Genomic DNA, 26719 nt, shown 5'->3' with positions numbered 1-26719 from the left:
GGCTGATGGCGTTTTGCAGCGTGCCCCGTTGCAGGGCTGATGGGCTCATCGCGGGCTTGCCCCGCGATGAGCTGCAAAGCGGCGCTGAAAAAATCAGCCCTCAGCGTGATCGCGCAGGAATACCAGGTGGTCGGGTTTGGACTGCTCCGCGCTGTAGTAGTAGCCCTGCGCATCGAAGCGCTTGAGCTGCTCCGGGTCGTTGACCCGCTCCTGGATCACGAAGCGGCTCATCATCCCGCGGGCTTTCTTGGCATAGAAGCTGATGATCTTGTACTGGCCGTTCTTCAGGTCCTTGAAGTCGACGTCGATCACCCGTGCCTTCAGGGCGCTTTTCTTCACCGCGCTGAAGTACTCGTTGCTGGCCAGGTTCAGCAGCACGTCGTCGCCCTGGTCGGCCAGGGCCTGGTTCAGCCACTCGCTGATGCGCGTGCCCCAGAAGGCATACAGGTCCTTGCCGCGGGCGTTGGCCAGCTTGGTACCCATTTCCAGGCGGTAGGGTTGCATCAGGTCCAGCGGGCGCAGCAGGCCGTACAGGCCCGAGAGCATGCGCAGGTGATCCTGGGCATAGCTGAAATCGTCCTCGCCCAGGCTTTCGGCATCGAGCCCGGTGTAGACGTCGCCCTTGAACGCCAGCAGCGCCTGCTTGGCGTTGGCCGGGGTGAAATCGGGGGTCCAGCTGCCGAAACGCGCGGCGTTGAGGCCGGAGAGCTTGTCGGAGAGGTGCATCAGCTCGGCGATCTGCGCCGGCGACAGCTCGCGCAGTTGCACGATCAGTTCCTGGGAATCGTCCAGGTACTGGGGCAGGGTGTGGCGCTGGGTCACCGGCGGGGTGTCGTAGTCGAGGGTCTTGGCGGGGGAAATCACCGTCAGCATCGGGTCGGCTCCTGGAATCGTCGGGCGAATTCTACGGGGCTGCCGGCGCAACGCCAAACTATGGCGACGATAGTCAGCGAACATCGCCACAGGCAAGCGGCGGGCGTCGCGTTATAGTGCGCGGCATGCCTTCAAGGAGAATGCACATCGTGCGTATCGCGTTTGCCCTGTTCGCCGGGCTGCTGAGCCTGGGTGCGCAGGCGGCCCCGGCGAATTTCGTCAGTTTCGACCGTGACCTGTGGCCCGAGCAGCTGAACAGCCCGGCGCTGTTCGATGTTGCGTCGCGGGCGGAAATCCTGTCGTTTGCCCGCGTGCTGCATGAAAGCGAGATGCTCGACGAGCCGGCGTTGAAGAGCCGCCTTGGCCTGCGCCAGGTCAACCTGAGCGTCGTGCGGGCCGTGCGCGCTCGTCTGTGGCAGCGCCTGTGGACCAGTTATCAACAGGCGCAGCAGAGCTGCGAGCAGGATGCCTCGTTCTGCTACCCGGTTGAGTCCATGGCGGATCTACGCACGCAGGCGGCCGTTTTCGCCGATGATGTCGGCTCGTTCTACACCGAGTGGGTAGAGCCCAGTCATCAGTTCCATACCCGTTACCTGGATGAGCAACTGCGCAAGGCCGCGCTGTTCCCGCAGACCACCAGCGAAGTGGCCAAGCTCTCCGATCGTGAGCGCAATGGCGAGGAACTCAATGACCGGATGTTCCTGCTGACCTTCGTCAGCGGCCCTGCCCCTCAGGGCGGTAGCACCGATGCGCTGGCTGACTACCTGCGTCGGCAGAAGCTCGACGGGATTTTCTTCGTGCTCGGCAATCGCCTGCAGCAACGCCGCGATGCCGGCCCGCTGGGCGATCTGTATGCCGGCCAGTGCGTGGGTATCCAGGGCTGGGAATACCGCTCTCATGCCCAGTGGCAGGATTGGCAGGACTCACTGCGACGCAGCCAGGCGCGGGTGCAGGCCGACTTGGCCGAACAGTATGTACCGTTGTTCCGTCCGCCCTATGGCCAGCGACGCGCCGATGGTGAAGCGTTCCTGGACAGCCAGCAACTGCGGGTTTCTCTGTGGGACATCGATGCCCAGGATGACGGCCCGCTGACCGCCGAGGCCTCGGCGCAGCGGGTGCTGACGTTGATGCTGCTGTGGCGCAAGGGGGTGATCCAGTTCCGTGACGGCTTGCCCAAGGCCCAGCCGGCGCTGGAGTGGTTGTTGCAGCACACGGCCCAGAGCGGGATCGGTTGGGAAGGGTGTCGGGAGTACGCACGGCGGGGGTAGGCAGGGGCCGGGGGCTCAAGGCACGCTGGCTGTACACTGCGCCTCACGCTGCATCGACTCCAGGTTGCGTTCGATGGTCTCGCAGATCGTGTCCATCGGGATCTGATGCTCGCTGATGCGGAACGGGCTCTGCAGGTCCGTGCCGATCCGTTCGATCGCCAGCAGCATGAAGCCGACCACGGTCGAGGCCAGCGGCGTGAACCAGCCCAGCGATTCCACCAGCCCCACCGGCACGATCAGGCAGAACAGCGTGATGAACAGCCGTGGGAAGTACACATAAGGGTAGGGCAGCGGCGTATTGGCGATCCGCTCCATCCCGCCCTGGGCGTTGGACAGGTCCACCAGCGTCGACTCCAGGCGCGCCAGACGAATGCTGTCCAGCCGCCCAGCCTGGTATTCCTGGGCCAGCAGTGCCGCCGAACCGCTGAGGATGTCGTTGGCAAAGTTGTTGGAGCGATTGCGCCGCTCGAACTCGCCGGGCGGTATGAAGGCCATCAGCTCGTCCGGGCATTTCTCGTTCTTGAGGTGGGCGGCCAGGCAGTTCACATAGGCGATATGCCGGCGCAGCAAGGTCGCCTTCACCGGGTTTGGCTCGTCAGCCGGGTCGTCGACCAGTGTCAGCACCTGCCGGGCGAAACTGCGTGAACTGTTCACCAGCGCCCCCCACAAGGTGCGTGCCTCCCACCAGCGGTTGTAGGCACTGCTGTTGCGAAAGCTCACCAGCACCACCAGCGCCGAGCCCAGCAGGGTGAGCGGGATCAGCGGCAGGCTGAACTTGCTGTTGAAGAACAGCATGAAGTCGATGGTGACCAGCACGTCCCAGATCAGCAGCCAGAACAGCGACCAGCCGATGTAGCCGAAGGTCTTGACCACCAGGCGGTACTTGCGGGCGAGGAGGGCTTTCACGTTGGGGGAACCTCGAAGCGGGGATGCAGGTTCCGACGTCGCGGGAGGGGTTAAGGTTCGCTGGGATTCGTCGCAGGGTGTAACGTGGTTTTTCTGATCAGTGCCTAAGAAGATGCCTACATCAAGCGGAGAAACGTCCCTCGCGGCGATGGTTTAGGCTCATGACCCATTCACTTTCAGGAAGTCGAGCATGACCAGTGAACTGACGTCATTCAAGATTGCGGATCTACTGGATTCAGAGGCAGCGATTCAGGAATACCTGTCACAGGTACTGGCCGAAGGTGACGCAGATGAAATCATGCGAGCCCAGTCCCATGTCCAGGCTGCACGCTTGCGCAATACAGATGGCTAGTCCAGCCAGATTCCTTGCACCCGGTCTTTTGTACTGCACTGTCGCACGGTGAGTAGAATTGCGAGCATCGTCAGCGTGGGAGCGGGCTTGACCCGCGATGGCTGCAACGCAGCCTCAATCCAGGCCACACTGCACACCGGTAAACCATATCAACCTCAGCCCAACACCTGCTTCATCTGCACCAGCGCCACCCGGCTTCCATCCGGCGCCCGCCGCTCCTCGATCCCGAACGGCACAAAACCGAGCTGTGGATAAAGCAGCAGCCCTGCGGTGTTGTGATTGAAACACGATACCCAGACCTCCCGCGCTGCGAACTCTTCGCGAGCCAGGCCGATCATGCACTGCACCAGATAACGTGCCACCCCCTGACCCCGCGCAGCCGGCGCCACCACCACATTACCCAATGCGCAGACGCCGCCGTGTTCGGCTTTGTAGAAATTGGCGAAGCCAACGATCACGCCATCGGCCTCGATGACAGTCGAACCGCTGCGCAGGGTGATGGCTTCGCTCAGCTGCGCGGGTGTGAGCGGGTAGGTGGCTTTGGGGAACATGTAGAAGAGTTCGTCCGGGCTTTGAGGGAAGCCGCAGAGCGTGGCGATATCGGCAGGCTGAACGGGGCGATGGCTTAGTGGCACAGGGAATGTTCCGATGGGGCTAGAAGTCACTTACCCTGTGCGGCTGGTAACGTGAAGTCAATGCTGTGGCGCTACGGTAAATCGCACTAAGTGTGATTTTCTGTGCAGTCAGGAGTGTCGCAAGACTTGGCTAGAGGCGGTAAAGCAGCTGCCTCTTAGCACCCTGGCATGCCAGACACAAAAAAACCGACCATAAGGTCGGTTTTTTCTGGATCTTGGTGCCCCGAGGGAGACTCGAACTCCCACTCCTTTCGAAAACGGATTTTGAATCCGCCGCGTCTACCAATTCCGCCATCAGGGCTTGTGGCGCCGCAGTATAGAGAGGTCGCCCAAGGCGGTCAATCGGCTTTCATGGTCAATTTTCACGCATTGGGCTAAACTTCCCGGCCCTGTCGAACCCGAACATCATCATGCGCGTCGCCGATTTTTCCTTCGAACTCCCCGATTCCCTGATTGCCCGCCATCCACTGGCCGAGCGTCATGGCAGCCGCCTGCTGGTGCTCGACGGCCCCAGCGGCGAACTGGCCCACAAGCAGTTCACCGACCTGCTCGACTACCTGCGCCCCGGTGACCTGATGGTGTTCAACAACACCCGGGTGATCCCGGCGCGGCTGTTCGGCCAGAAAGCCTCCGGCGGCAAGCTGGAAGTGCTGGTCGAGCGCGTGCTCGACAGCCACCGCGTGCTGGCCCATGTGCGTGCCAGCAAGGCGCCTAAGGAAGGCGCGCAGATCCTCATCGACGGCGGTGGCGAGGCCGAGATGGTCGCCCGCCACGACACGCTGTTCGAGCTGCGTTTCAGCGAAGAGGTGCTGCCGCTGCTCGAGCGCGTCGGCCATATGCCGCTGCCGCCGTACATTGACCGCCCCGACGAGGGCGCCGACCGCGAGCGCTACCAGACCGTCTACGCACAGCGCGCTGGCGCCGTGGCCGCGCCCACCGCCGGCCTGCACTTCGACGAGGCGCTGCTGGAAAAGATCGCCGCCAAAGGCGTTGAACGCGCCTTCGTCACCCTGCATGTAGGGGCAGGCACCTTCCAGCCGGTGCGGGTCGACAAGATCGAAGACCACACCATGCATAAAGAGTGGCTCGAAGTGGGCCAGGATGTGGTCGATGCCGTGCAGGCCTGCCGCGCCCGTGGCGGGCGGGTGATCGCCGTGGGCACCACCAGCGTGCGTTCGCTGGAGAGCGCGGCGCGCGATGGCGAGCTCAAGGCGTTCAGCGGCGACACCGACATCTTCATCTTCCCCGGCCGGCCGTTCCATGTGGTCGATTGCCTGGTCACCAACTTCCACCTGCCGGAGTCCACGCTGCTGATGCTGGTCTCGGCCTTCGCCGGTTACCCCGAGACCATGGCCGCTTATGCAGCGGCGGTCGCGAACGGTTACCGCTTCTTCAGTTACGGTGATGCCATGTTCATCACCCGCAATCCGGCGCCACGCGGCCCAGAGGATCAAGCATGAGTCGCACCTGTCGAATGTCGTTCGAACTGCTGGCCACCGACGGCAAGGCCCGTCGCGGCCGGCTGACCTTCCCCCGTGGCACGGTCGAAACCCCGGCCTTCATGCCGGTGGGCACCTATGGCACGGTCAAGGGCATGCTGCCGCGTGACATCGAGGCCATCGGCGCCGAGATCATCCTTGGCAACACCTTCCACCTGTGGCTGCGCCCGGGCACCGAGGTCATCAAGAAACACAACGGCCTGCACGATTTCATGCAATGGAAAGGCCCTATCCTCACTGATTCCGGTGGTTTCCAGGTGTTCAGCCTGGGCGCCATGCGCAAGATCAAGGAGGAAGGCGTGACCTTCGCATCGCCAGTGGACGGTTCCAAGGTGTTCATGGGGCCGGAAGAGTCCATGCAGGTCCAGCGCGACCTGGGCTCGGACATCGTGATGATCTTCGACGAGTGCACGCCGTACCCGGCCGAGCACGACGTGGCGCGCACCTCGATGGAGCTGTCGCTGCGCTGGGCCCAGCGCTCGAAGAGCGCCCATGGCGACAACACCGCGGCGCTGTTCGGTATCGTCCAGGGTGGGATGTACCAGGACCTGCGCATGCGCTCGCTGGAAGCGCTGGTCAACATCGACTTCGATGGCCTGGCCATCGGCGGCCTGTCGGTGGGCGAACCCAAGCACGAGATGATCAAGGTGCTGGACTACCTGCCCGCGCAGATGCCGGCTGACAAACCTCGTTACCTTATGGGGGTAGGCAAGCCGGAGGATCTTGTAGAGGGTGTGCGCCGCGGCGTCGACATGTTCGACTGCGTGATGCCCACGCGCAACGCGCGCAACGGCCATCTGTTCGTCGATACCGGGGTGATCAAGATCCGCAACGCGTTCCATCGCCACGATGAATCGCCGCTGGATCCGACCTGTGATTGCTATACCTGCACCAACTTCTCCCGCGCCTACCTGCACCACTTGGACAAGTGCGGCGAAATGTTGAGCAGCATGCTGAATACCATCCACAACTTGCGCCATTACCAGCGCTTGATGGCCGGTTTACGCGAGGCTATTCAACAGGGTAAATTGGCCGCCTTTGTCGACGCCTTCTACGCCAAGCGCGGGCTTCCCGTTCCGCCTTTGGACTGACTGTTCGCAACCATTATTAGAAAATTCCATTAGGAGAGCCCAATGAGCTTCTTTATCCCCGCCGCCTACGCGGACGCAGCAGCCCCAGCCGCCGGCCCAGCCGGTACCGGCTTCGAGTGGATCTTCCTGGTCGGCTTCCTGGTCATCTTCTACCTGATGATCTGGCGCCCGCAGGCCAAGCGTGCAAAAGAGCAGAAGAACCTGCTGAGCAACCTGCAGAAAGGTGACGAAGTTGTCACCAACGGCGGCATCGCCGGCAAGATCGTCAAGGTTGCCGATGACTTCGTGGTCCTGGAAGTGTCCGACACCGTCGAACTGAAGTTCCAGAAGGGCGCCATTGCCGCGACCCTGCCAAAAGGTACGCTCAAGGCTATCTGAGTTACCGGTTTCATTTTTCCAGTCGGGGCGCGCAAAGCGCCCCGCGTCTTGAACGGGCGGCGTGATGCTGAACAAATACCCTCTGTGGAAATACCTGCTGATCGTGGTGGTACTGGCGATCGGCTTCATTTATTCCGCACCCAACCTCTACCCGGATGATCCGGCGGTGCAGATCAGCGGCGCCAGTTCCGCCCTGCATGTCAGCCAGGCCGACCTCGATCGCGTCACCAAGGCGCTGACCGATGCCGGCATCACCGTCAAAGGCGGCAACCTGGGCGAGAAGGGCAGTGCGCTGGTGCGCCTGACCAACCAGGAAGACCAGCTGCCGGCCAAGGATGTGGCGCGCAAGGCCCTCGGTGACGACTATGTCGTGGCCCTGAACCTGGCCCAGACCACCCCGCAGTGGCTGCGCAACCTGGGTGCCAGCCCGATGAAGCTCGGCCTGGACCTGTCCGGTGGTGTGCACTTCCTGCTGGAAGTGGACATGGACAAGGCCATGACCGCGCGCATGAAAGTCTACGAAGGCGAGGTCAAGACCTTGCTGCGCAAAGAGCGCGTCCGCTACCGCAGCCTGCCGCAGCAGGACGGCGGCATCATGCTGGGCTTCGCCGACGATGCTACCCGCGAACAGGCGCGCAGCCTGATCCGCAAGAATTTCAGTGATTTCGACCTGACCACCACCGAGCGCAACGAGCTCGCCGTGCTGCGCCTGGCACTGACCCAGGCCAAGGTCGCCGAGATCCGCGAATACTCCATCAAGCAGAACCTCACCACCGTCCGCAACCGTGTGAACGAGCTGGGCGTGGCCGAGCCGCTGGTGCAGCGCCAGGGCGCCAACCGCATCGTGGTCGAGCTGCCAGGCGTGCAGGACACCGCCGAAGCCAAGCGTATCCTCGGCAAGACCGCCAACCTGGAGTTCCGCTTCGGTGCCGAGCCGGGCGCGTCCAAGGCCACCACCGAGGTGTTCGAGTTCCGCGAAGGCGGCCGCTCCGCTCCGGTCGAGCGCGGCCTGATCATCACCGGTGATCAGGTCACCGACGCCCAGGCCAGCTTCGACGAGCACGGTCGTCCGCAGGTGAACATTCGCCTCGACGGCCACGGCGGCGAGCTGATGAGCCGCGCCACGCGCAGCAACGTCGGCCGCAGCATGGCGGTGATCTTCATCGAGCAGAAGCCGGTGACCCGCTACCAGAAGCAGGTGGTCGACGGCGTCGAGAAAGAAGTCGCGGTGCAGACCTTCCAGGAAGAGAAGAAGATCATCAGTCTGGCGACCATCCAGTCGCCGCTGGGCAGCCAGTTCCGCATCACCGGGTTGAACGGCCAGGGCGAGTCTTCCGAGCTGGCCCTGCTGCTGCGTGCCGGTGGTCTGGCCGCGCCGATGTACTTCGCCGAAGAACGCACCATCGGCCCGAGCCTGGGTGCCGACAACATCACCAAGGGTATCGATGCCTCGCTGTGGGGCATGCTGTTCGTCTCGCTGTTCATCATCGCCATCTACCGTGCCTTCGGCGTGCTGGCGACCATCGCCCTGGCGGGCAACATGGTCCTGCTGCTGGCGCTGATGTCGCTGCTGGGTGCCACGCTGACCCTGCCGGGCATCGCCGGTATCGTGTTGACCATGGGTATGGCGGTGGACGCCAACGTGCTGATCTTCTCGCGGATCCGCGAAGAGATCGCCGCCGGCATGTCGGTGCAGCGCGCCATCCACGAAGGTTTCAACCGCGCCTACTCGGCGATCGTCGACGCCAACCTGACCACATTGCTGGTCGGCGGCATCCTGTTCGCCATGGGTACTGGTCCGGTCAAGGGCTTCGCGGTCACCATGTCCCTCGGGATTTTCACCTCGATGTTCACCGCCGTCATGGTGACCCGCGCACTGGTCAACCTGACCTGTGGCGGGCGTGACATCAAGAAGCTGTGGGTTTGAGGGAGCTGCGATGAAAACCATCAACTTCATGGGCGTGCGCAATGTCGCGTTCGCCATCACCGTGCTCCTTACCGTGCTGGCGCTGTTCAGCTGGTGGCACAAGGGCTTGAACTTCGGCCTGGACTTCACCGGCGGCACGCTGATCGAGCTCACCTACGAGCGCCCGGCGGACCTGGAGAAGGTGCGTACCGAGCTGGTTGGCTCCGGCTTCCACGATGCCGTGGTGCAGAGCTTCGGCGCCACCACCGACCTGCTGGTGCGCATGCCGGGCGATGACCCGCAGTTGGGCAACCGTGTGGCCGAGGCGTTGCAGAAGATCGGTGGCGATAACCCGGCCACGGTCAAGCGCGTCGAGTTCGTCGGCCCGCAGGTGGGCGAAGAGCTGCGTGACCAGGGCGGCCTCGGCATGCTCCTGGCCCTGGGCGGCATCCTCATCTACCTGGCGTTCCGGTTCCAGTGGAAGTTCGCGGTCGGCGCGATCATCTCGCTGATCCACGACGTGGTGGTCACCCTGGGCATCCTGTCGTTCTTCCAGATCACCTTCGACCTGACGGTGCTGGCGGCGGTGCTGGCGATCATCGGCTATTCGCTCAACGACACCATCGTCGTGTTCGACCGGGTGCGCGAGAACTTCCGCGTGCTGCGCAAGGCCTCGCTGATCGAGAACATCAACATCTCGACCACCCAGACCCTGCTGCGGACCGTCGCCACCTCGGTGTCGACCTTGCTGGCCATCGCCGCGCTGCTGTTCTTCGGCGGTGACAACCTGTTCGGCTTCTCCCTGGCGCTGTTCATCGGTGTCATGGCGGGTACCTACTCGTCGATCTACATCGCCAACGTGGTGCTGATCTGGCTGAACCTGAGCAGCGAAGACCTGATCCCGCCGGTCAAGGCCGAGGGTGTGGACGAGCGCCCGTAAGGCTTCGCCCCACGCCGTCTGGCGTAAAGAAAGGCGCGAGTGTTGAACTCGCGCCTTTTTTTTTGCTCCAAGGCTGGGAGAAGGCGGGCCCTATGCCCGCGGGTACGATCAGGAGGTTCACGTGAACAAATCAATGCTGGTGGGTGCGGTTCTGGGTGCTGTCGGTGTGACTGCCGGAGGTGCTGTGGCGACCTACAGCTTGGTGAACAAGGGGCCTGAGTACGCCCAGGTCACCGACGTGCAGCCGATCAAGCAGCAGGTGAAGACGCCGCGCGAGGTCTGCAAGGATGTCACCGTGACGCGCCAGGCGCCGGTCAAGGACCAGCACCAGATCGCCGGTACGGTGGTCGGCGCCATTGCTGGTGGCCTGTTGGGTAACCAGATCGGCGGCGGTACCGGCAAGAAGATTGCCACCGTGGCCGGCGCGGTCGGCGGCGGCTATGCCGGCAACAAGGTGCAGGAAGGCATGCAAGAGCGTGACACCTACACCACCACGCAAACCCGTTGCAACACGGTCAATGACATCAGCGACAAGGTCGTGGGCTACAACGTGACCTATTCCATCGGTGACCAGGTTGGCAAGGTGAAGATGGATCATGAGCCGGGCTCGACCATCCCGCTGGACAAGAACGGCAAGCTGATCCTGAGTCAGAACCAGCCGGGGCAGTGAGCCTTTTGCGGATTCATCTCAAGGAACTGTTCGCACCGTGCTGATTTAGCAGGAACAGCGTGGGAGCGGGCTTGCCCCGCGATGCGGTGTATGGCACCGGCTTTGCCGGTGATCGCGGGTCAAGCCCGCTCCACGCTGGTGATTTCCTAAAAACGGCGGCACAAAAAAAGCACCTCGAGAGGTGCTTTTTTTGTGCTCGCAATCGGCGCTTAGCGCTTCATGTGTTCCGGCAGGTGCGGCTGGATGGCAGTCAGCACGGCCTTGAAGCACTTGATGTTGCCCGCGACGATGTGGCCTTTCTCGAGGAATTCGTGGCCACCGTTGAAGTCGCTGACCAGGCCGCCTGCTTCCTGGATCAGCAGCACGCCTGCGGCCATGTCCCACTCGGACAGGCCCGACTCCCAGAAGGCGTCGAAGCGGCCGGCGGCGACATAGGCCAGGTCCAGGCTGGCGGAACCGGCGCGGCGGATGCCGGCGGTCTGGCCAGTCAGGGCGCGGAACATGCCCAGGTAGTTGTCCAGGTCGGCCATCTGGCTGTCACGGAACGGGAAACCGGTACCCAGCAGGGCGCCTTCCAGGCTGGTGCGCGAGCTGACGCGCAGGCGACGGCCATTGATCTGGGCGCCACGGCCACGGCTGGCGGTGAATTCTTCCTGGCGAACCGGATCGACGATCACGGCGTGCTCGAGGCGGCCGCGGTATTTGCAGGCGATGCTGACAGCGAAGTGCGGCACGCCACGCAGGAAGTTGGTGGTGCCGTCCAGCGGATCGATGATCCACAGATAGTCCTTGCCTTCCTCGCCGGTGCCGGCGTGCAGGCCAGTTTCTTCGCCCTGGATGGAGTGGTTCGGGTAGGCCTTGCGCAGGGCTTCGACGATGACCTTCTCGGCGGCGCGATCAACCTCGGACACGTAGTCCTTGGCCTGCTTTTCGTCGACTTTGATGCTGTCCAGGCGTTCGATGGAGCGGAAAATCAGTTCACTGGCGCTGCGAGCGGCGCGCAGGGCGATATTCAGCATAGGCTGCATGGGAAGGTCACCTGGAGATGTTAAAGAGGAAAGCCGGCCATTCTAGCAGAAATCTTTGACGACAGAAGTGTCACATTTGCTTTCATGGCGTTACGCTGGTCGGTTCTGTAAGATCGAACCCTCCTTTTTCTGCATCCGAGAGCACGACACCTTGCTGCAAAATATTCGTGTTGTCCTGGTCAATACCAGCCACCCCGGCAACATCGGCGGCGCTGCGCGTGCCATGAAGAACATGGGCTTGTCGCGCCTGGTGCTGGTGCAGCCGAAAGAATTCCCGGCCGCCGATGCCTCGGCGCGCGCCTCGGGTGCCGACGACGTGCTGGCCGGCGCCCAGGTGGTCGACAGCCTCGAGCAGGCGCTGGTCGGCTGCAGCCTGGTCATGGGCACCAGCGCCCGCGAGCGCAGCATTCCCTGGCCGCTGATCGGTCCCCGTGAGTGCGGCACCAAGGCGGTGGAGCACGCCCTGGCCGGCGAAGAAATCGCCCTGGTGTTCGGTCGCGAACACGCCGGCCTGACCAACGAAGAACTGCAGCGATGTCACTTCCACGTGCACATTCCCTCCAATCCCGACTTCAGCTCGCTGAATCTGGCCGCCGCGGTCCAGGTGCTCGCCTACGAGGTGCGCATGGCCTCGTTGGCGGTGCCGGACGCGGCGCCCAAGGTCGAGAAGGCGGACGCCAATGAACTGGCGACCATGGACGAAATGGAGCTGTTTTATGACCACCTGGAAAAAACCCTGGTGGACATCGGCTTCCTCGACCCAGCCAAGCCCAAGCACCTGATGCCGCGCATGCGTCGGCTGTATGGGCGCAGCTCGGTCGAGCGTACGGAAATGAGCATTTTGCGCGGCATCCTCACCGAGACCCAGAAAGTTGTCCGGGGCGAGCCGCATAAACGGAAGGACTGAACGATGTTCGAGCGTCTGCGTGAAGATATTCAAAGTGTTTTCCATCGTGACCCCGCCGCGCGCAATGCCTTCGAGGTGTTGACCTGCTACCCGGGCATGCACGCCATCTGGCTGCACCGCCTGGGCAATGCCCTGTGGAAGCGCGATTTCAAGTGGCTGGCGCGCCTGGTGTCGAACTTCGGCCGCTGGCTGACCGGTATCGAAATCCATCCGGGCGCGACCATCGGCCGGCGCTTCTTCATCGATCACGGCATGGGCATCGTCATTGGCGAAACCGCCGAGATCGGCGACGACGTGACCCTCTACCAGGGTGTCACCCTCGGGGGCACCAGCTGGAACAAGGGCAAGCGTCACCCGACCCTGGAAAACGGCGTCGTGGTCGGTGCCGGGGCCAAGGTGCTCGGCCCGTTCACCGTGGGCGCCGGGGCCAAGATCGGCTCCAACGCGGTGGTTACCAAGGCGGTGCCGGCCGGCGCCACGGCGGTAGGCATCCCGGGGCGGATCATCGTCAAGACCGAGGATGACGCCATCGAGGCCAAGCGCAAGGCCATGGCCGAGAAGATCGGCTTCGACGCCTATGGCGTCAGTGGCGACATGCCGGACCCGGTGGCGCGCGCCATCGGCCAGATGCTCGACCACCTGCAGGCCGTCGACGAGCGCCTGGAGGGCATGTGTGGCGCGCTGACCCGGATGGGCAGTGACTACTGCGCCAAGGAGCTGCCAGCGCTGCCCGACGACGACTTCGCCGAGGCCTGCGTCGAGCTGAAGCAGGGCGACACTCGGTCGCATTGATTGCGCCGGCCCGATACAAGGGGCGTGTGCTCGCGCCCCTTGTCTGCTACACTCGCGGCCGCCTCCCGCATGCATACCCGACTAAAGCACTAGGTCTTATAGTTGACTTAAATGCTCGGGAATCGCATACTCGCACACATCCTGTAACTCCCGTGGTACCCATACGCCATGCGACTGACTACCAAAGGCCGATACGCCGTGACCGCCATGCTTGACCTGGCGTTGCACGCGCAGCAGGGGCCGGTGTCTTTGGCCGATATTTCCGAGCGCCAGGGCATTTCCCTCTCTTATCTGGAGCAGCTGTTCGCCAAGCTGCGCCGCAGCAGCCTGGTATCCAGCGTTCGCGGCCCAGGCGGCGGCTACCAGCTGTCGCGAGGCATGGAAACCATCCAGGTGGCCCAGGTCATCGACGCGGTCAACGAATCGGTCGATGCCACCCGTTGCCAGGGCCTGGGGGATTGCCACGCCGGTGATACCTGCCTGACTCACCACCTGTGGTGTGACCTGAGCCAGCAGATCCATGAATTCCTCAGTGGCATCAGCCTGGCCGACCTCGTCATGCGCCGCGAGGTGCAGGAAGTCGCCCAGCGCCAGGACCTGCGCCGCGTCGCAGGCCGAACCGCCCAGCTGGACAAGATTGAGACGTCCGCCGTCGACTGAAACTGCAGCGACGAGCGACGCCACCGCCTGATAGGAGATACTCAATGAAGTTGCCGATCTACCTCGATTACTCCGCGACCACGCCGGTCGATCCCCGTGTCGCCCAGAAGATGGCCGAGTGCCTGCTGGTTGACGGGAACTTCGGTAACCCGGCCTCGCGCTCCCACGTGTTCGGCTGGAAAGCCGAGGAAGCAGTCGAGAACGGCCGCCGCCAGGTCGCCGAACTGATCAACGCCGACCCGCGCGAGATCGTCTGGACCAGCGGTGCCACCGAGTCCGACAACCTCGCCCTCAAAGGCGTGGCGCACTTCTATCAGACCAAGGGCAAGCACATCATCACCTCCAAGATCGAGCACAAGGCGGTCCTGGATACCGCTCGCCAGCTCGAGCGTGAAGGTTTCGAGGTCACCTACCTCGAGCCGGGTGAAGACGGCATCGTCACCCCGGCGATGGTCGAAGCCGTCCTGCGCGACGACACCATCCTGGTCTCGCTGATGCACGTGAACAACGAAGTCGGCTCGATCAACGACATCGCCGCCATCGGTGAACTGACCCGTTCGCGCGGTGTACTGTTCCATGTCGACGCCGCGCAGTCGGCCGGCAAGGTCGAGATCGACGTGCAAAAGCTCAAGGTCGACCTGATGTCGTTCTCCGCGCACAAGGTCTACGGCCCCAAAGGCATCGGCGCGCTGTACGTCAGCCGCAAGCCGCGCGTGCGCCTGGAAGCCATCATTCACGGCGGTGGCCATGAGCGCGGCATGCGTTCGGGCACCCTGCCGACCCACCAGATCGTCGGCATGGGCGAAGCCTTCGCCATCGCCAAGCAGGAAATGGCCGCTGAAAACGTGCGCATCAAGGCCCTGAGCGACCGCTTCTTCAAGCAGGTCTCGGACCTCGAAGAGCTGTACGTCAACGGCAGCCAGACCCAGCGCGTTCCGCACAACCTGAACCTGAGCTTCAACTACGTCGAAGGCGAGTCGCTGCTGATGTCGCTCAAGGACATCGCTGTTTCGTCCGGTTCGGCCTGCACCTCCGCTTCGCTCGAGCCGTCCTACGTCCTGCGCGCCCTGGGCCGCAACGACGAGCTGGCGCACAGCTCGATCCGCTTCTCCTTCGGTCGCTTCACCACCGAGGAAGAAGTCGACTACGCCGCGCAGAAAGTCTGCGAGGCCGTGAACAAGCTGCGCGAATTGTCGCCGCTGTGGGACATGTACAAAGACGGCGTCGACATCTCCAAGATCGAGTGGGCCGCCCACTAAGCAGTCGCCGGCAAGAGCGGCTCCCTGATGAGGAAGGAATTGCACCATGGCATACAGTGAAAAGGTCATCGACCACTACGAAAACCCGCGCAACGTCGGCAAGATGAACGCCGACGATCCGGATGTCGGTACCGGCATGGTCGGCGCCCCGGCCTGCGGTGACGTGATGCGCCTGCAGATCAAGGTCAACGAGCAGGGCGTCATCGAAGACGCCAAGTTCAAGACCTACGGTTGCGGTTCGGCCATCGCCTCCAGCTCCCTCGCCACCGAGTGGATGAAGGGCAAGACCCTGGACGAGGCCGAGACCATCAAGAACACCCAGCTGGCTGAAGAGCTGGCATTGCCGCCGGTCAAGATCCACTGCTCCGTGCTCGCCGAAGATGCCATCAAGGCCGCTGTTCGCGATTACAAGCAGAAGAAAGGCTTGGTCTAAGTCGACTGCGAGGTAAGGAGTTCCGATGGCTATCAGCATGACAGAAGCCGCCGCCAACCACATTCGCCGCTCCCTCGACGGGCGCGGCAAGGGTGAGGGCATTCGCCTGGGCGTGCGCACCACCGGCTGCTCGGGCCTGGCCTACGTGCTGGAGTTCGTCGACGAGCTCGCCGCCGAAGACCAGGTGTTCGAGAACCATGGCGTGAAGGTCATCATCGACCCGAAAAGCCTGGTGTACCTCGATGGCACCGAGCTGGACTTCGTCAAGGAAGGGTTGAACGAAGGTTTCAAGTTCAACAACCCCAACGTGCGCGGTGAGTGTGGCTGCGGCGAAAGCTTCAACGTTTGAGGCTGGCTGTGGGTACTCTTTGCCATTTCGCCCTGTTCGACCTGCAACCGGCTTTTCGCCTGGACCTCGACCAACTGGCCGTTCGCTATCGTGAACTGGCCCGTGAGGTCCACCCTGACCGCTTCGCCGACGCTTCCGAGCGTGAGCAGCGTGTCGCCCTGGAAAAGTCCGCAGCATTGAACGACGCCTACCAGACCTTGCGCAGCGCGCCGCGTCGCGCCCGTTACCTGCTGGCCATCGGTGGCCACGAAGTGCCTCAGGAAGTCACGGTGCATGACCCGGACTTCCTGCTGCAGCAGATGCAGTGGCGCGAAGAGCTCGAAGAGTTGCAGGACGAAGCCGATCTTGACGGTGTTGGTGTGTTCAAGAAGCGCCTCAAGGGTGCCCAGGACGCACTGAACAATGACTTCGCCGACTGTTGGGACGATGCAGCCCAGCGCGACAAGGCCGAGCGCCTGATGCGCCGCATGCAGTTCCTCGACAAGCTCGCCCAAGAAGTGCGCCAACTCGAAGAGCGCCTCGACGATTAACCCCGGCGTCGCCCGTGATGACGCCTAAGGTACTCAGATAAGCATGGCCCTACTGCAGATCGCCGAACCCGGTCAGAGCCCTCAACCGCACCAGCGCCGCCTGGCGGTGGGCATCGACCTGGGCACCACCAATTCTCTCGTCGCCGCCGTGCGCAGCGGGCGCAGCGAGCCGTTGCCCGATGACCAGGGCCAGGTGATCCTGCCCTCGGCTGTGCGTTATCTCGAAGGCCGCAATGAAGTGGGCCAGGCTGCCCGCGATGCCGCCTCCAGCGACCCATTGAACACCATCCTGTCGGTCAAGCGCCTGATGGGGCGCGGCCTGGCCGACGTCAAGCAGCTGGGCGAGCAACTGCCGTACCGTTTCGTCGGTGGCGAGTCGCACATGCCATTCATCGACACCGTCCAGGGCCCGAAGAGCCCGGTGGAAGTGTCGGCCGATATCCTCAAGGTGTTGCGCCAGCGCGCCGAGGAAACCCTTGGCGGCGAGCTGGTGGGGGCGGTGATCACCGTGCCGGCATACTTCGACGATGCCCAGCGCCAGGCGACCAAGGATGCCGCCAAGCTGGCCGGCCTCAACGTCCTGCGCCTGCTCAACGAGCCCACTGCGGCGGCCGTGGCCTATGGCCTGGACCAGAATGCCGAAGGCCTGGTGGCGATCTACGACCTGGGCGGCGGTACCTTTGATATTTCCATCCTGCGCCTGACCGGCGGTGTCTTCGAGGTGCTGGCCACCGGTGGCGATACCGCCCTGGGCGGCGATGATTTCGACCACGCCATCGCCGGCTGGATCATCGAGCAGGCGGGGCTGTCCTCCGACCTCGACCCGGCCACCCAGCGCCAGCTGCTGCAGGCTGCCTGCGCGGCCAAGGAAGCCCTGACCGACGCCGATGTGGTCGGTGTCAGCCACGGCGCCTGGCAGGGCGAGCTGAGCCGGGTGGCTTTCGACGCCATGATCGAGCCATTGGTCGCCCGCAGCCTCAAGGCCTGCCGTCGTGCCGTGCGTGACAGCGGCGTCGAGCTCGAAGAAGTCGGCGCGGTGGTCATGGTCGGCGGTTCGACCCGCGTGCCACGTGTGCGCGAGGCGGTCGGCGCACTGTTTGGCCGTACCCCGCTGACCTCGATCGACCCGGACCAGGTGGTGGCCATTGGTGCCGCGATCCAAGCTGATACCCTGGCTGGCAACCGTCGCGAAGGCGGCGAGCTGTTGCTGCTGGACGTTATCCCGCTGTCGCTCGGCCTCGAGACCATGGGCGGGCTGATGGAGAAGGTGATCCCGCGCAACACCACCATCCCGGTGGCCCGCGCCCAGGAGTTCACCACCTACAAGGATGGCCAGTCGGCCATGATGATCCACGTGCTGCAGGGTGAGCGCGAGCTGATCAGCGATTGCCGCTCGCTGGCACGCTTCGAGCTGCGCGGCATCCCGGCGATGGTGGCCGGTGCCGCGAAGATCCGTGTGACCTTCCAGGTCGACGCCGACGGCCTGCTCAGCGTCGCGGCCCGCGAGCTGGGTTCGGGCGTGGAATCGAGCATTCAGGTCAAGCCATCGTATGGCCTGACCGACGGCGAGATCGCCCGCATGCTCAAGGACTCGTTCGAGCATGCCGGCTCCGACAAGCACGCGCGCCAACTGCGCGAGCACCAGGTCGACGCCGAGCGCCTGCTCGAAGCGGTGCAGGGCGCCCTGGACGCCGATGGCGAACGCTTGCTCAGCAGCGACGAGCGCGAAGCGATCGAATTCCAGATGCAGGAACTACGTGATTTGCTGAGCGGCACCGATGGCGCTGCCATCGAGCAACAGACCAAGCGTCTGTCGCAGGTGACCGATGCATTTGCCGCCCGTCGCCTTGATTCGACGGTCAAAGCCGCACTGGCCGGGCGCAACCTGAATGAGATCGAGGAGTAATCGATGCCGCTGGTGACATTCCTGCCGCATGAGAAGTTCTGCCCCGAAGGGCTGACCGTGGAAGTGCCGTCCGGGACCAATATCCTGGAACTGGCCCACGACCATCACATCGAGATGGAAAGCGCCTGCGGCGGCGTCAAGGCCTGCACCACCTGCCATTGCATCATCCGCAAGGGCTTCGACTCCCTTGAGGAGGCCGATGAGCTGGAGGAAGACATGCTGGACAAGGCCTGGGGCCTGGAGGCGCAGTCGCGCCTGGGTTGCCAGGTGGTCGTCGGCGATGAGGACCTCACCATCGAGATCCCCAAGTATTCGCTCAACCACGCCGCAGAAGCGCCGCACTGAGGTTTTGTACATGAGTCTGAAATGGGTTGATGTACTTGAGATCGCTATCCAGCTTGCGGAAAGCAAGCCTGAGGTCGATCCTCATTACGTGAATTTCGTCGATCTGCGCGCCTGGGTGATGGCGCTGCCTGAATTCGATGACGATCCGTCGCGTTGCGGTGAGAAGGTTCTCGAGGCCATCCAGGCGGCCTGGATCGAAGAAGCCGACTGAGCGCACGCTGCAGGTTAGGCAATCCCCTGGAACCCGCGTATAATTCGCGGGTTTAATTTTTCGCAACACTCAATATTCTGGAGTTTTCCATGGCTGTTCAACGTACTTTCTCCATCATCAAGCCTGACGCCGTTGCCAAGAACGTCATCGGCGAGATCACCACTCGCTTCGAGAAAGCCGGCCTGCGCGTCGTCGCTTCGAAAATGAAGCAGCTGTCCAAAGCCGAAGCCGAAGGCTTCTACGCTGAGCACAAAGAGCGCGGCTTCTTCGGTGACCTGGTTGCCTTCATGACTTCGGGCCCTGTTGTTGTGCAGGTTCTGGAAGGCGAAAACGCCATTCTGGCCAACCGTGAGCTGATGGGCGCCACCAATCCTAAAGAAGCTGCTGCCGGCACCATCCGTGCTGACTTCGCCGAGTCGATCGACGCCAACGCTGTTCACGGTTCGGACTCCGAAGCCGCTGCCGCTCGCGAAATCGCTTACTTCTTCGCTGCTACCGAGGTAACCACTCGCTAAGCGAAGGCTTACGAGTGAGGGTGAATCCATGACGACATCGACTGACAAGATCAACCTGCTGGGGCTTACCCTGGCGGAAATGGAACAGTTCTTCGACTCAATCGGGGAGAAGCGCTTCCGTGCCGGTCAGGTGATGAAATGGATTCACCACTTTGGCGTCGATGATTTCGCCGCCATGACGAACGTCGGCAAGGTCTTGCGCGAAAAGCTCGAGGCCGTTGCCGAAATTCGGGGTCCGGAAGTGGTCAGCGAAGACATTTCCGCCGACGGCACCCGCAAGTGGGTGATCCGCGTTGCCTCCGGCAGCTGCGTCGAGACCGTCTACATCCCCACCGACGATCGCGGCACGCTGTGCGTGTCGTCGCAAGCTGGCTGCGCCCTGGACTGCAGTTTCTGCTCCACCGGCAAGCAAGGCTTCAACAGCAACCTCACCGCCGCCGAAGTGATCGGCCAGGTGTGGCTTGCGAACAAATCCTTCGGGACCGTCCCGGCCAAGATCGACCGCGCGATTACCAACGTGGTCATGATGGGCATGGGCGAGCCCTTGCTGAATTTCGATAATGTCATCGCCGCCATGAAGATCATGATGGAAGATCTGGGCTATGGCATTTCCAAGCGGCGCGTCACCCTGTCCACCTCGGGCGTGGTGCCGATGATCGACGAGCTGGCCAAGCACATCGATGTGTCCCTGGCCCTGTCGCTGCACGCGCCGAACGACGAGCTGCGCAACAAGCTGGTGCCGATCAACAAGAAGTACCCGCTGAAGATGCTGCTGGAGTCGTGCATGGGCTATATGTCCACCCTCGGCGGCAAGCGTGTGCTGACCATCGAGTACACCCTGCTCAAGGACGTCAACGACCAGCCCGAGCACGCCGCGCAGATGATCGAGCTGCTGCGTGATGTGCCGTGCAAGATCAACCTGATCCCGTTCAACCCGTTCCCGCACTCCGGCTACGAGCGGCCGAGCAACAATGCCATCCGCCGCTTCCAGGACCTGCTGCACCACGGCGGTTTCAACGTGACCACGCGCACCACCCGCGGTGACGACATCGACGCCGCATGTGGCCAGCTGGTGGGCCAGGTCAACGACCGCACCCGCCGCAGCGAGCGCTACATCGCCGTGCGTCAGCTGGCCGCCGACGAGCCGCAAGACAGCGCCGCGCGCCCCTGACGAGCACCTGCCCCATGAGCCTGCGCACCGCGCTGTCGATCCTGACGCTTTCGCTGCTGGCCGGCTGCGTGTCCGGCGGCGCGGGTGACCCCCTGGCCAACCGCCAGGGGCGTGAGGCGGCGGGGCATGCCTATGTGCAGTTGGGCCTGGGGTATTTGCAACAAGGTTTGACCGAACGCGCCAAGGCCCCTCTGGCCAAGGCCTTGGCCCTCGACGCCCGCGATGCCGATGCCCATGCGGCGCTGGCCTTGGTGTTCCAGGCCGAGGGCGAGCCTGCCCTGGCCGGCGAGCACTTCGACAAGGCCTTGTCCATCCGCCCGGATGACACGCGAATCCGCAACAACTACGGCAGTTTCCTATATGCTCAGGGCCGATTCGACGAAGCCCACGCGATGTTCCTCCAGGCTGCCGCCGATACCCTGTATCCTGAACGTTCGCGGGTCTACGAGAACCTCGGGCTCACCGCCTTGAAGCGGGGGCAGGGTGAACAGGCGCACGAATACCTGGAGAAGGCCCTTCGGCTCAATCAGCGGCAACCGAAGGCTTTGCTCGAAATGGCTGAGTTGTCCTACGAAAACAGGCATTATGTGCCGGCCCGGAATTACTACGATCGATTCAGCCAGCTGAGCGACCAGAATGCCCGCAGCCTGCTGCTGGGCCATCGCCTGGCACTTGCCCTTGACGAGCAGGGCACCGCGGCTCGCTTGGGCCAGCAATTACAACGACTTTATCCCGGTACGCCGGAATATCAGCAATACCTGTCGGAGCAACGATGAAAGCCGCGCACACTGAAGTAGCAGCAGCGACTCGCCAGAACCCCGGTGACGTCTTGCGCCAGGCCCGCGAAAAACGCGAATGGAGCCAGGCCGAGGTCGCTCGCAAGCTCAACCTCACGGTATCTTCGCTGAACAACCTGGAAAACGGCGCCTTCGACAAGCTGCCCGGGCATACCTTCGCCCGTGGCTACATCCGCGCCTACGCCAAGCTGATGGACATGGACCAGGCGCCCCTGGTCGAGGCCTTCGACCAGATCACCGGGACCCATGCCAAAGGCAGTGAGGTGCACGCGCTCGGCCGTATCGAAGAGCCGGTGCGCCTGTCGCACAACATCCTGCGCGTGGTCAGCCTGTTGCTGCTGGTCGCCGTGGTCGGCGGCGGTTTCTTCTGGTGGCAGGACCAGAGCAACCTGCGCGGCAAGGACCTGGCCAAGATCGCCTTGGAGCACGTCGAGGTCGAGAGCGCCGACGGCACCACGCAGATTCACCCGCTGGACGAGCCGGAAGACCAGGCCGTGAGCGAGGGCCAGCAGGCCGAAGGCCAGGCCCTGCCGCTGGAACCGAACAGCGCCGAGCAGACACCGGTCGCCGAGGCCCAGGCGCCAGTCGCCTCCGTGGCACCTGCAACGCCAGCCACCAGCGCCGCGCCGACTGCCGCCGCGCCTGTGGCACCGGTTGTCGCGCCAGCCGCGCCTGCCGTGGTCACCCCCGCCGTGCCTGCCGCCGCCGCGCCAACCACAGCCGTCGCGGCCACCGCCGCGGTCGCGCCGGCTGCGCCCGCTGAAGCCACGCCGGCCCCGGCCGGCAGCGCCAAGGTTCATATCCAATTCACCGCCGATTGCTGGACCCAGGTCACCGACGGCAACGGCAAGGTGCTGTTCAGCGCCATCAAGCGCAAGGGCGACAGCCTGGAACTGACCGGCAAGCCACCGTTCGCGGTGCGCCTGGGCTTCGCCCGCGGCGCCCAGGTGAGCTACAACGGCCAGGCGGTCGATGTCGCCCCGTTCACCAGTGGCGAAACCGCTCGCCTGAAGTTGGGACAGTAAGTCATGCACGGCGAATCTCCGATCAAACGTCGCGAATCCCGCAAGATCTGGGTCGGCAATGTGCCGGTGGGTGGTGATGCGCCCATCGCGGTGCAGAGCATGACCAACACCGACACCAACGATGTCGCCGCCACCGTGGCGCAGATCCAGCGCCTGGTCGATGCCGGCGTGGACATCGTCCGTGTCTCGGTACCGGACATGGACGCCGCCGAGGCGTTCGGCAAAATCAAGAAACTGGTCAGCGTGCCATTGGTCGCCGACATCCATTTCGACTACAAGATCGCTCTGCGCGTGGCCGAACTGGGCGTCGACTGCCTGCGCATCAACCCGGGCAACATCGGCCGTGAAGACCGTGTGCGCGCCGTGGTCGATGCCGCCCGCGACCGTGGCATCCCGATCCGCATCGGCGTCAACGCAGGCTCCCTGGAAAAGGACCTGCAGAAGAAGTACGGCGAGCCGACCCCGGCGGCGCTGGTCGAATCGGCCCTGCGTCACGTCGAGCACCTTGACCGCCTGGATTTCCAGGACTTCAAGGTCAGCGTCAAGGCTTCCGACGTGTTCATGGCCGTCGAAGCCTACCGCCTGCTGGCCAAACAGATCATCCAGCCGCTGCACTTAGGCATCACCGAAGCCGGCGGCCTGCGCTCGGGGACGGTGAAATCCGCCGTCGGCCTAGGTATGCTGCTGGCCGAAGGCATCGGTGACACCATCCGCATTTCCCTGGCCGCCGATCCGGTCGAGGAAGTGAAGGTCGGCTACGACATCCTCAAGTCGCTGCACCTGCGTTCCCGTGGCATCAACTTCATCGCCTGCCCGAGCTGCTCGCGGCAGAACTTCGATGTGGTCAAGACCATGAACGAACTGGAAGGGCGCCTGGAGGACCTGCTGGTGCCGCTGGACGTGGCGGTGATCGGTTGCGTGGTCAACGGCCCGGGCGAGGCCAAAGAGTCGCACGTGGGCCTGACCGGCGGCACGCCGAACCTGGTGTATATCGACGGCAAGCCATCGCAGAAGCTGAACAACGACAACCTGGTCGACGAGCTGGAAAAGCTCATCCGCCAGAAAGCGGCCGAGAAGGCCGAGGCCGACGCGGCGCTGATCGCCCGCGGCTGATACACAGATTCGTAAGGACTATTCGTGAGCAAATCGCTGCAAGCCATCCGTGGCATGAACGACATCCTGCCCGACCAGTCGCCGCTGTGGCGCTACTTCGAGGGCACCGTGGCCGGCTTGCTGGACAGCTACGGCTACAGCCAGATCCGCACGCCGATCGTCGAGTTCACCGAGCTGTTCAAGCGCTCTATCGGTGAAGTCACCGATATCGTCGAGAAGGAGATGTACACCTTCGAGGACCGCAACGGCGACTCGCTCACCCTGCGCCCCGAAGGCACCGCCGCCTGCGTGCGTGCCGTGCTCGAGCACGGCATTACCGGCAACGGCCAGGTGCAGAAGCTCTGGTACATCGGCCAGATGTTCCGCCACGAGCGGCCGCAGAAGGGCCGCTACCGCCAGTTCCACCAGATCGGCGTGGAGGTGTTCAACCTCGACGGCCCGGACGTCGACGCCGAACTCATCATGCTGACCTGGCGTCTGTGGGGCTTGCTGGGTATCCAGGATGCGGTCGAGCTGCAGCTCAACAGCCTGGGCACCAGCGCAGCCCGCGCGCGTTACCGCGATGCGCTGGTCGAGTACCTGTCGGCCCGCCTCGAACAACTGGACGAAGACAGCCAGCGCCGCCTGAAGAGCAACCCGCTGCGCATCCTCGACAGCAAGGACCAGAACACCCAGGCGGTACTGGTTGGCGCACCGAAGCTCGAAGACTACCTGGACGAAGAGTCCCGCGTGCACTTCGAGGGCCTGAAGGCCCGCCTGGACGCCGCCGGCATTCCGTTCGTGATCAACACCAAGCTGGTCCGCGGCCTGGACTACTACAGCAAGACCGTGTTCGAGTGGGTCACCGACAAGCTCGGCGCCCAGGGCACCGTCTGCGCCGGTGGCCGTTATGACGGCCTGGTCGAGCAGATGGGCGGCAAGCCCACCCCGGGCGTCGGTTTTGCCATGGGCATCGAGCGTCTGATCCTGCTGCTGGAGACCCTGGGCAAGGTGCCTGAGTCGATCAGCCGTACCATCGACGTCTACCTGTGCGCCTTTGGCGAACAGGCGGAGTTGGCCGGCCTGCGCCTGAGCGAAAGCCTGCGCGACCTCCAGCCGAACCTGCGCCTGGCGGTCAATGCCGGTGGCGGCAGCTTCAAGAGCCAGTTCAAGAAGGCCGACAAGAGCGGCGCGCTGTTCGCCCTGATCCTCGGCGACGACGAGCTGGCCAAGCAAGAGATTGGCGTGAAGCCCCTGCGCGGCCAGGGCGAACAACAGAACATTGCCTGGGATGCGCTTGCTGCGCACCTGGAAACCGCGATCGCCCAGGCGTGATGCGGTCCGACAACGAATAGGCGAATAGGAGTATTGGGGTGTCGAGTACCGATGATGAAGGCCTGGCAGCGGCCAAGGACTGGTGGAACCGCAACGGCAAGCCACTGCTGACCGGCGCCCTGCTGGCCGGTGTGGTGGTGATGGGCTGGCAGACCTGGCACAAGTATCAGGCCAACCAGTCGCAAGGCGCTTCGGCGTTGTATCAGGCCCTGCTGGAAACCTCGCTGACGCCAGATGGCAAGCCTGACGCGAGCAAGGTGGCGGAGCTTTCCGGCAAGCTCAAGAGCGAGTTCGGCGGCACCGCCTACGCCCAGTACGGCAGCCTGTTCGTCGCCAAGGTGGCGGTCGAGAGCGGCAAGCTGGACGACGCGGCGAGCGAACTCAAAAGCGTGATGGACAAGCCGGCCGACGCCACCCTGAGCGAGATTTCGCGCCAGCGCCTGGCCCGCGTGCTCGCGGCCCAGGACAAGGCCGAGGACGCCCTCAAGCTGCTCGACGGCGACACCGACAAGGCCTTCCTGGCCAGCCGTGAAGAACTCAAGGGCGACCTGCTGGTGCAGCTGGGCCGCGCCGACGACGCGCACGGCGCCTACGAAAAAGCCAAGGCCGCGCTGTCCGACGACGCCGCGATCGGTGGCCTGCAACTGAAGCTGGATGACCTGGCCAAAGGGGACGCCTGAAGTGAAGGGTTGGAAACAAGCAGCAGTGCTCACCCTCGCCGTCCTGGCGGCGGGTTGCAGCAGCAACAGCAAGAAGGAACTGCCCCCGGCCGAGCTGACCAAGTTCACCGAGGAAGTGGTGCTGAAGAAGCAGTGGAGCCGTTCGATCGGTGACGGCCAGGGTGAGACCTACAACACCCTGGTGCCGGCCATCGAGAACGACCGCATCTACGCTTCCGACGTCAACGGCGAGGTCTTCGCGCTGAACCGCATCACCGGTGACGTGGTGTGGAAGAAGGACCTCGAGCTGCCGGTTTCCGGCGCCGTGGGCGTGGGCTATGGCCTGGTCATGCTGGGTACCCTGAAGGGCGAGGTCATTGCCCTGGACTCCAGCACCGGCGAGGAGCGCTGGCGCTCCCGCGTCTCCAGTGAAGTGCTGGCTCCGCCCGCCAACAATGGCGACGTGGTGGTGGTGCAGACCCAGGACGACCGCCTGGTCGGCTTCGACGCCGCCACGGGCGACCGTCGCTGGATCTACGAGAACAGCCCGGCCGTGCTGACCCTGCGCGGTACCGGCGCGCCGGTGGTGACCAACCGCCTGGCCGTTGCCGGCCTCTCAACCGGCAAGGTGGTGGCGGTCGACATCAGCAACGGCGTGCCAGTGTGGGAAAGCCGCGTGGCCGTTCCGCAGGGCCGTTCCGAGCTGGACCGCGTGGTGGACATCGACGGCGGCCTGCTGCTGTCCGGTGGCACCCTGTACGTCAGCACCTACCAGGGCCGCGTCGCCGGCCTGGACCTGGAAAGCGGCCGCGTGCTGTGGCAGCGCGATGCTTCCAGCTACGTGGGTGTCGCCCAGGGCTTCGGCAACGTCTACGTGAGCGAAGCGTCGGGCACCGTGCAGAGCGTCGACGAGCGTTCCTCCAGCTCGCTGTGGAGCAACGACTCCATGGCCCGTCGTCAGTTGTCGGCGCCGGAAGTGTTCTCCAGCTATGTGGCTGTCGGTGACTTCGAAGGTTACCTGCACCTGCTCAGCCAGGTCGATGGCCGTTTCGTCGGCCGTGAGCGTATCGACAGCGATGGCCTGCGCGCCCGCCCACTCGTGGTCGGCGACACCATCTACGTCTTTGGCAACAGCGGCAAGCTCGAGGCACTGACCATCCGCTGAAGCTATGCTTGGGCCCGTTCGC

Annotated in this window: 30 protein-coding genes and 1 tRNA gene; 26 read left to right on the top strand and 5 right to left on the bottom strand. The window is 63.7% G+C overall.

Annotated features, from left to right (window positions below; all coding sequences use genetic code 11):
• Window positions 1-93 precede the first annotated feature (93 nt).
• Entirely contained in the window at window positions 94-873 is a 780-nt protein-coding gene (yaaA, locus tag AC3WL2_RS09395; RefSeq protein WP_102682090.1) for a peroxide stress protein YaaA, read from the bottom strand.
• 149 nt (window positions 874-1022) lie between these two features.
• Here yaaA and AC3WL2_RS09390 point away from each other — a divergent pair, with 149 nt between their 5' ends.
• Window positions 1023-2141 (top strand): polysaccharide deacetylase family protein, encoded by a 1119-nt coding sequence (locus tag AC3WL2_RS09390; protein ID WP_102682165.1) that lies wholly within the window; start codon window positions 1023-1025, stop codon window positions 2139-2141.
• A 15-nt stretch (window positions 2142-2156) separates the two neighbouring features.
• Here the strand turns inward: AC3WL2_RS09390 and AC3WL2_RS09385 are convergent, their stop codons facing one another.
• On the bottom strand, window positions 2157-3047 hold the full coding sequence (locus AC3WL2_RS09385; RefSeq protein WP_102682089.1) for a bestrophin family protein: 891 nt from the start codon (window positions 3045-3047) through the stop codon (window positions 2157-2159).
• Between the two features lie 190 nt (window positions 3048-3237).
• On the opposite strand from AC3WL2_RS09385, the gene AC3WL2_RS09380 reads away from it, so the two are divergent.
• The gene (locus AC3WL2_RS09380) at window positions 3238-3399 is read left to right on the top strand and encodes a helix-turn-helix domain-containing transcriptional regulator (RefSeq protein ID WP_102682088.1); all 162 of its coding nucleotides are present in this window, start codon (window positions 3238-3240) and stop codon (window positions 3397-3399) included.
• Window positions 3400-3554: 155 nt separating this feature from the next.
• Here AC3WL2_RS09380 and AC3WL2_RS09375 read toward each other — a convergent pair whose 3' ends face one another.
• Window positions 3555-4034: a GNAT family N-acetyltransferase gene (locus AC3WL2_RS09375; RefSeq protein ID WP_102682087.1), complete on the bottom strand. Its 480-nt coding sequence runs from the start codon at window positions 4032-4034 to the stop codon at window positions 3555-3557.
• A gap of 216 nt (window positions 4035-4250) precedes the next feature.
• A tRNA-Leu gene (locus tag AC3WL2_RS09370) sits at window positions 4251-4335 on the bottom strand.
• A 109-nt stretch (window positions 4336-4444) separates the two neighbouring features.
• Here AC3WL2_RS09370 and queA point away from each other — a divergent pair.
• The 6 genes from queA to AC3WL2_RS09340 all read left to right on the top strand — a co-directional run bounded on the left by queA (window position 4445) and on the right by AC3WL2_RS09340 (window position 10518).
• Window positions 4445-5494: a tRNA preQ1(34) S-adenosylmethionine ribosyltransferase-isomerase QueA gene (gene queA / locus AC3WL2_RS09365; protein ID WP_102682086.1), complete on the top strand. Its 1050-nt coding sequence runs from the start codon at window positions 4445-4447 to the stop codon at window positions 5492-5494.
• 14 nt (window positions 5495-5508) lie between these two features.
• Window positions 5509-6624: a tRNA guanosine(34) transglycosylase Tgt gene (gene tgt, locus AC3WL2_RS09360; protein ID WP_173862418.1), complete on the top strand. Its 1116-nt coding sequence runs from the start codon at window positions 5509-5511 to the stop codon at window positions 6622-6624.
• 42 nt (window positions 6625-6666) lie between these two features.
• A complete protein-coding gene (gene yajC / locus AC3WL2_RS09355; RefSeq protein WP_102682084.1) occupies window positions 6667-7002 on the top strand; it encodes a preprotein translocase subunit YajC in 336 nt (111 codons plus the stop codon).
• A gap of 64 nt (window positions 7003-7066) precedes the next feature.
• Entirely contained in the window at window positions 7067-8929 is a 1863-nt protein-coding gene (gene secD, locus AC3WL2_RS09350) for a protein translocase subunit SecD (RefSeq protein ID WP_102682083.1), read from the top strand.
• 10 nt (window positions 8930-8939) lie between these two features.
• The gene (secF, locus tag AC3WL2_RS09345) at window positions 8940-9848 is read left to right on the top strand and encodes a protein translocase subunit SecF (protein ID WP_102682082.1); all 909 of its coding nucleotides are present in this window, start codon (window positions 8940-8942) and stop codon (window positions 9846-9848) included.
• A gap of 121 nt (window positions 9849-9969) precedes the next feature.
• Window positions 9970-10518, top strand: a complete 549-nt coding sequence (locus tag AC3WL2_RS09340) for a glycine zipper 2TM domain-containing protein (protein WP_102682081.1) — start codon at window positions 9970-9972, stop codon at window positions 10516-10518.
• Between the two features lie 209 nt (window positions 10519-10727).
• Here AC3WL2_RS09340 and suhB read toward each other — a convergent pair whose 3' ends face one another.
• Window positions 10728-11546, bottom strand: coding sequence for a type III secretion system regulator SuhB (gene suhB / locus AC3WL2_RS09335; RefSeq protein WP_046854248.1), 819 nt, complete (start codon window positions 11544-11546; stop codon window positions 10728-10730).
• A gap of 151 nt (window positions 11547-11697) precedes the next feature.
• Between suhB and trmJ the strand changes: the two genes are divergently transcribed.
• The 18 genes from trmJ (at window position 11698) to bamB (ending at window position 26697) form a co-directional block, all read left to right on the top strand.
• On the top strand, window positions 11698-12453 hold the full coding sequence (gene trmJ, locus AC3WL2_RS09330) for a tRNA (cytosine(32)/uridine(32)-2'-O)-methyltransferase TrmJ (RefSeq protein WP_102682080.1): 756 nt from the start codon (window positions 11698-11700) through the stop codon (window positions 12451-12453).
• Between the two features lie 3 nt (window positions 12454-12456).
• Window positions 12457-13245, top strand: a complete 789-nt coding sequence (gene cysE / locus AC3WL2_RS09325) for a serine O-acetyltransferase (protein ID WP_102682079.1) — start codon at window positions 12457-12459, stop codon at window positions 13243-13245.
• Between the two features lie 168 nt (window positions 13246-13413).
• On the top strand, window positions 13414-13905 hold the full coding sequence (gene iscR / locus AC3WL2_RS09320; protein WP_023630639.1) for a Fe-S cluster assembly transcriptional regulator IscR: 492 nt from the start codon (window positions 13414-13416) through the stop codon (window positions 13903-13905).
• Window positions 13906-13949: 44 nt separating this feature from the next.
• A complete protein-coding gene (locus tag AC3WL2_RS09315) occupies window positions 13950-15164 on the top strand; it encodes an IscS subfamily cysteine desulfurase (RefSeq protein ID WP_023630638.1) in 1215 nt (404 codons plus the stop codon).
• Window positions 15165-15210: 46 nt separating this feature from the next.
• Window positions 15211-15597 (top strand): Fe-S cluster assembly scaffold IscU, encoded by a 387-nt coding sequence (gene iscU / locus AC3WL2_RS09310; RefSeq protein ID WP_023630637.1) that lies wholly within the window; start codon window positions 15211-15213, stop codon window positions 15595-15597.
• 25 nt (window positions 15598-15622) lie between these two features.
• The gene (gene iscA / locus AC3WL2_RS09305; protein ID WP_023630636.1) at window positions 15623-15946 is read left to right on the top strand and encodes an iron-sulfur cluster assembly protein IscA; all 324 of its coding nucleotides are present in this window, start codon (window positions 15623-15625) and stop codon (window positions 15944-15946) included.
• An 8-nt stretch (window positions 15947-15954) separates the two neighbouring features.
• Window positions 15955-16476, top strand: a complete 522-nt coding sequence (hscB, locus tag AC3WL2_RS09300; protein ID WP_102682078.1) for a co-chaperone HscB — start codon at window positions 15955-15957, stop codon at window positions 16474-16476.
• A 43-nt stretch (window positions 16477-16519) separates the two neighbouring features.
• Entirely contained in the window at window positions 16520-18382 is a 1863-nt protein-coding gene (hscA, locus tag AC3WL2_RS09295; protein ID WP_102682077.1) for a Fe-S protein assembly chaperone HscA, read from the top strand.
• A 3-nt stretch (window positions 18383-18385) separates the two neighbouring features.
• Complete coding sequence (gene fdx / locus AC3WL2_RS09290) at window positions 18386-18727, top strand: ISC system 2Fe-2S type ferredoxin (protein ID WP_046854253.1); 342 nt, start codon at window positions 18386-18388, stop codon at window positions 18725-18727.
• 10 nt (window positions 18728-18737) lie between these two features.
• Window positions 18738-18938, top strand: coding sequence for a Fe-S cluster assembly protein IscX (gene iscX, locus AC3WL2_RS09285; RefSeq protein WP_102682076.1), 201 nt, complete (start codon window positions 18738-18740; stop codon window positions 18936-18938).
• Window positions 18939-19027: 89 nt separating this feature from the next.
• On the top strand, window positions 19028-19453 hold the full coding sequence (gene ndk / locus AC3WL2_RS09280) for a nucleoside-diphosphate kinase (protein ID WP_023630072.1): 426 nt from the start codon (window positions 19028-19030) through the stop codon (window positions 19451-19453).
• Between the two features lie 28 nt (window positions 19454-19481).
• Window positions 19482-20624 (top strand): dual-specificity RNA methyltransferase RlmN, encoded by a 1143-nt coding sequence (rlmN, locus tag AC3WL2_RS09275; RefSeq protein ID WP_102682075.1) that lies wholly within the window; start codon window positions 19482-19484, stop codon window positions 20622-20624.
• Between the two features lie 14 nt (window positions 20625-20638).
• Entirely contained in the window at window positions 20639-21400 is a 762-nt protein-coding gene (pilW, locus tag AC3WL2_RS09270) for a type IV pilus biogenesis/stability protein PilW (RefSeq protein ID WP_102682074.1), read from the top strand.
• A complete protein-coding gene (locus AC3WL2_RS09265) occupies window positions 21397-22446 on the top strand; it encodes a RodZ domain-containing protein (RefSeq protein WP_102682073.1) in 1050 nt (349 codons plus the stop codon). The genes pilW and AC3WL2_RS09265 overlap by 4 nt, the downstream gene beginning before the upstream one ends.
• 3 nt (window positions 22447-22449) lie before the next feature.
• Window positions 22450-23559 carry a flavodoxin-dependent (E)-4-hydroxy-3-methylbut-2-enyl-diphosphate synthase gene (gene ispG, locus AC3WL2_RS09260; RefSeq protein ID WP_011532347.1) on the top strand — a complete coding sequence of 370 codons (1110 nt, stop codon included), beginning with the start codon at window positions 22450-22452 and terminating at the stop codon, window positions 23557-23559.
• 24 nt (window positions 23560-23583) lie between these two features.
• On the top strand, window positions 23584-24873 hold the full coding sequence (hisS, locus tag AC3WL2_RS09255; protein ID WP_102682072.1) for a histidine--tRNA ligase: 1290 nt from the start codon (window positions 23584-23586) through the stop codon (window positions 24871-24873).
• 38 nt (window positions 24874-24911) lie between these two features.
• Window positions 24912-25553, top strand: coding sequence for a tetratricopeptide repeat protein (locus tag AC3WL2_RS09250; RefSeq protein ID WP_038706767.1), 642 nt, complete (start codon window positions 24912-24914; stop codon window positions 25551-25553).
• Window positions 25528-26697, top strand: a complete 1170-nt coding sequence (gene bamB, locus AC3WL2_RS09245; RefSeq protein ID WP_094011722.1) for an outer membrane protein assembly factor BamB — start codon at window positions 25528-25530, stop codon at window positions 26695-26697. Before AC3WL2_RS09250 ends, bamB begins: the two co-directional genes overlap by 26 nt.
• Window positions 26698-26719: the final 22 nt, after the last annotated feature.

The organism is Pseudomonas sp. FW305-96 (assembly GCF_058783825.1).
This window is presented reverse-complemented; position numbering and strand designations above follow the sequence as displayed.

Bases quoted from the DNA above. Each gene is read 5' to 3' on its own strand.
- iscA (WP_023630636.1), top strand. From the start codon at position 15,623: ATGGCTATCAGCATGACAGAAGCCGCCGCCAACCACATTCGCCGCTCC.
- AC3WL2_RS09265 (WP_102682073.1), top strand. From the start codon at position 21,397: ATGAAAGCCGCGCACACTGAAGTAGCAGCAGCGACTCGCCAGAACCCC.
- tgt (WP_173862418.1), top strand. From the start codon at position 5,509: ATGTCGTTCGAACTGCTGGCCACCGACGGCAAGGCCCGTCGCGGCCGG.
- AC3WL2_RS09315 (WP_023630638.1), top strand. From the start codon at position 13,950: ATGAAGTTGCCGATCTACCTCGATTACTCCGCGACCACGCCGGTCGAT.
- ispG (WP_011532347.1), top strand. From the start codon at position 22,450: ATGCACGGCGAATCTCCGATCAAACGTCGCGAATCCCGCAAGATCTGG.
- secF (WP_102682082.1), top strand. From the start codon at position 8,940: ATGAAAACCATCAACTTCATGGGCGTGCGCAATGTCGCGTTCGCCATC.
- bamB (WP_094011722.1), top strand. From the start codon at position 25,528: ATGACCTGGCCAAAGGGGACGCCTGAAGTGAAGGGTTGGAAACAAGCA.
- secD (WP_102682083.1), top strand. From the start codon at position 7,067: ATGCTGAACAAATACCCTCTGTGGAAATACCTGCTGATCGTGGTGGTA.
- suhB (WP_046854248.1), bottom strand. From the start codon at position 11,546: ATGCAGCCTATGCTGAATATCGCCCTGCGCGCCGCTCGCAGCGCCAGT.
- cysE (WP_102682079.1), top strand. From the start codon at position 12,457: ATGTTCGAGCGTCTGCGTGAAGATATTCAAAGTGTTTTCCATCGTGAC.
- hscA (WP_102682077.1), top strand. From the start codon at position 16,520: ATGGCCCTACTGCAGATCGCCGAACCCGGTCAGAGCCCTCAACCGCAC.
- rlmN (WP_102682075.1), top strand. From the start codon at position 19,482: ATGACGACATCGACTGACAAGATCAACCTGCTGGGGCTTACCCTGGCG.
- fdx (WP_046854253.1), top strand. From the start codon at position 18,386: ATGCCGCTGGTGACATTCCTGCCGCATGAGAAGTTCTGCCCCGAAGGG.
- AC3WL2_RS09380 (WP_102682088.1), top strand. From the start codon at position 3,238: ATGACCAGTGAACTGACGTCATTCAAGATTGCGGATCTACTGGATTCA.
- ndk (WP_023630072.1), top strand. From the start codon at position 19,028: ATGGCTGTTCAACGTACTTTCTCCATCATCAAGCCTGACGCCGTTGCC.
- pilW (WP_102682074.1), top strand. From the start codon at position 20,639: ATGAGCCTGCGCACCGCGCTGTCGATCCTGACGCTTTCGCTGCTGGCC.
- iscR (WP_023630639.1), top strand. From the start codon at position 13,414: ATGCGACTGACTACCAAAGGCCGATACGCCGTGACCGCCATGCTTGAC.
- iscU (WP_023630637.1), top strand. From the start codon at position 15,211: ATGGCATACAGTGAAAAGGTCATCGACCACTACGAAAACCCGCGCAAC.
- queA (WP_102682086.1), top strand. From the start codon at position 4,445: ATGCGCGTCGCCGATTTTTCCTTCGAACTCCCCGATTCCCTGATTGCC.
- yajC (WP_102682084.1), top strand. From the start codon at position 6,667: ATGAGCTTCTTTATCCCCGCCGCCTACGCGGACGCAGCAGCCCCAGCC.
- yaaA (WP_102682090.1), bottom strand. From the start codon at position 873: ATGCTGACGGTGATTTCCCCCGCCAAGACCCTCGACTACGACACCCCG.
- iscX (WP_102682076.1), top strand. From the start codon at position 18,738: ATGAGTCTGAAATGGGTTGATGTACTTGAGATCGCTATCCAGCTTGCG.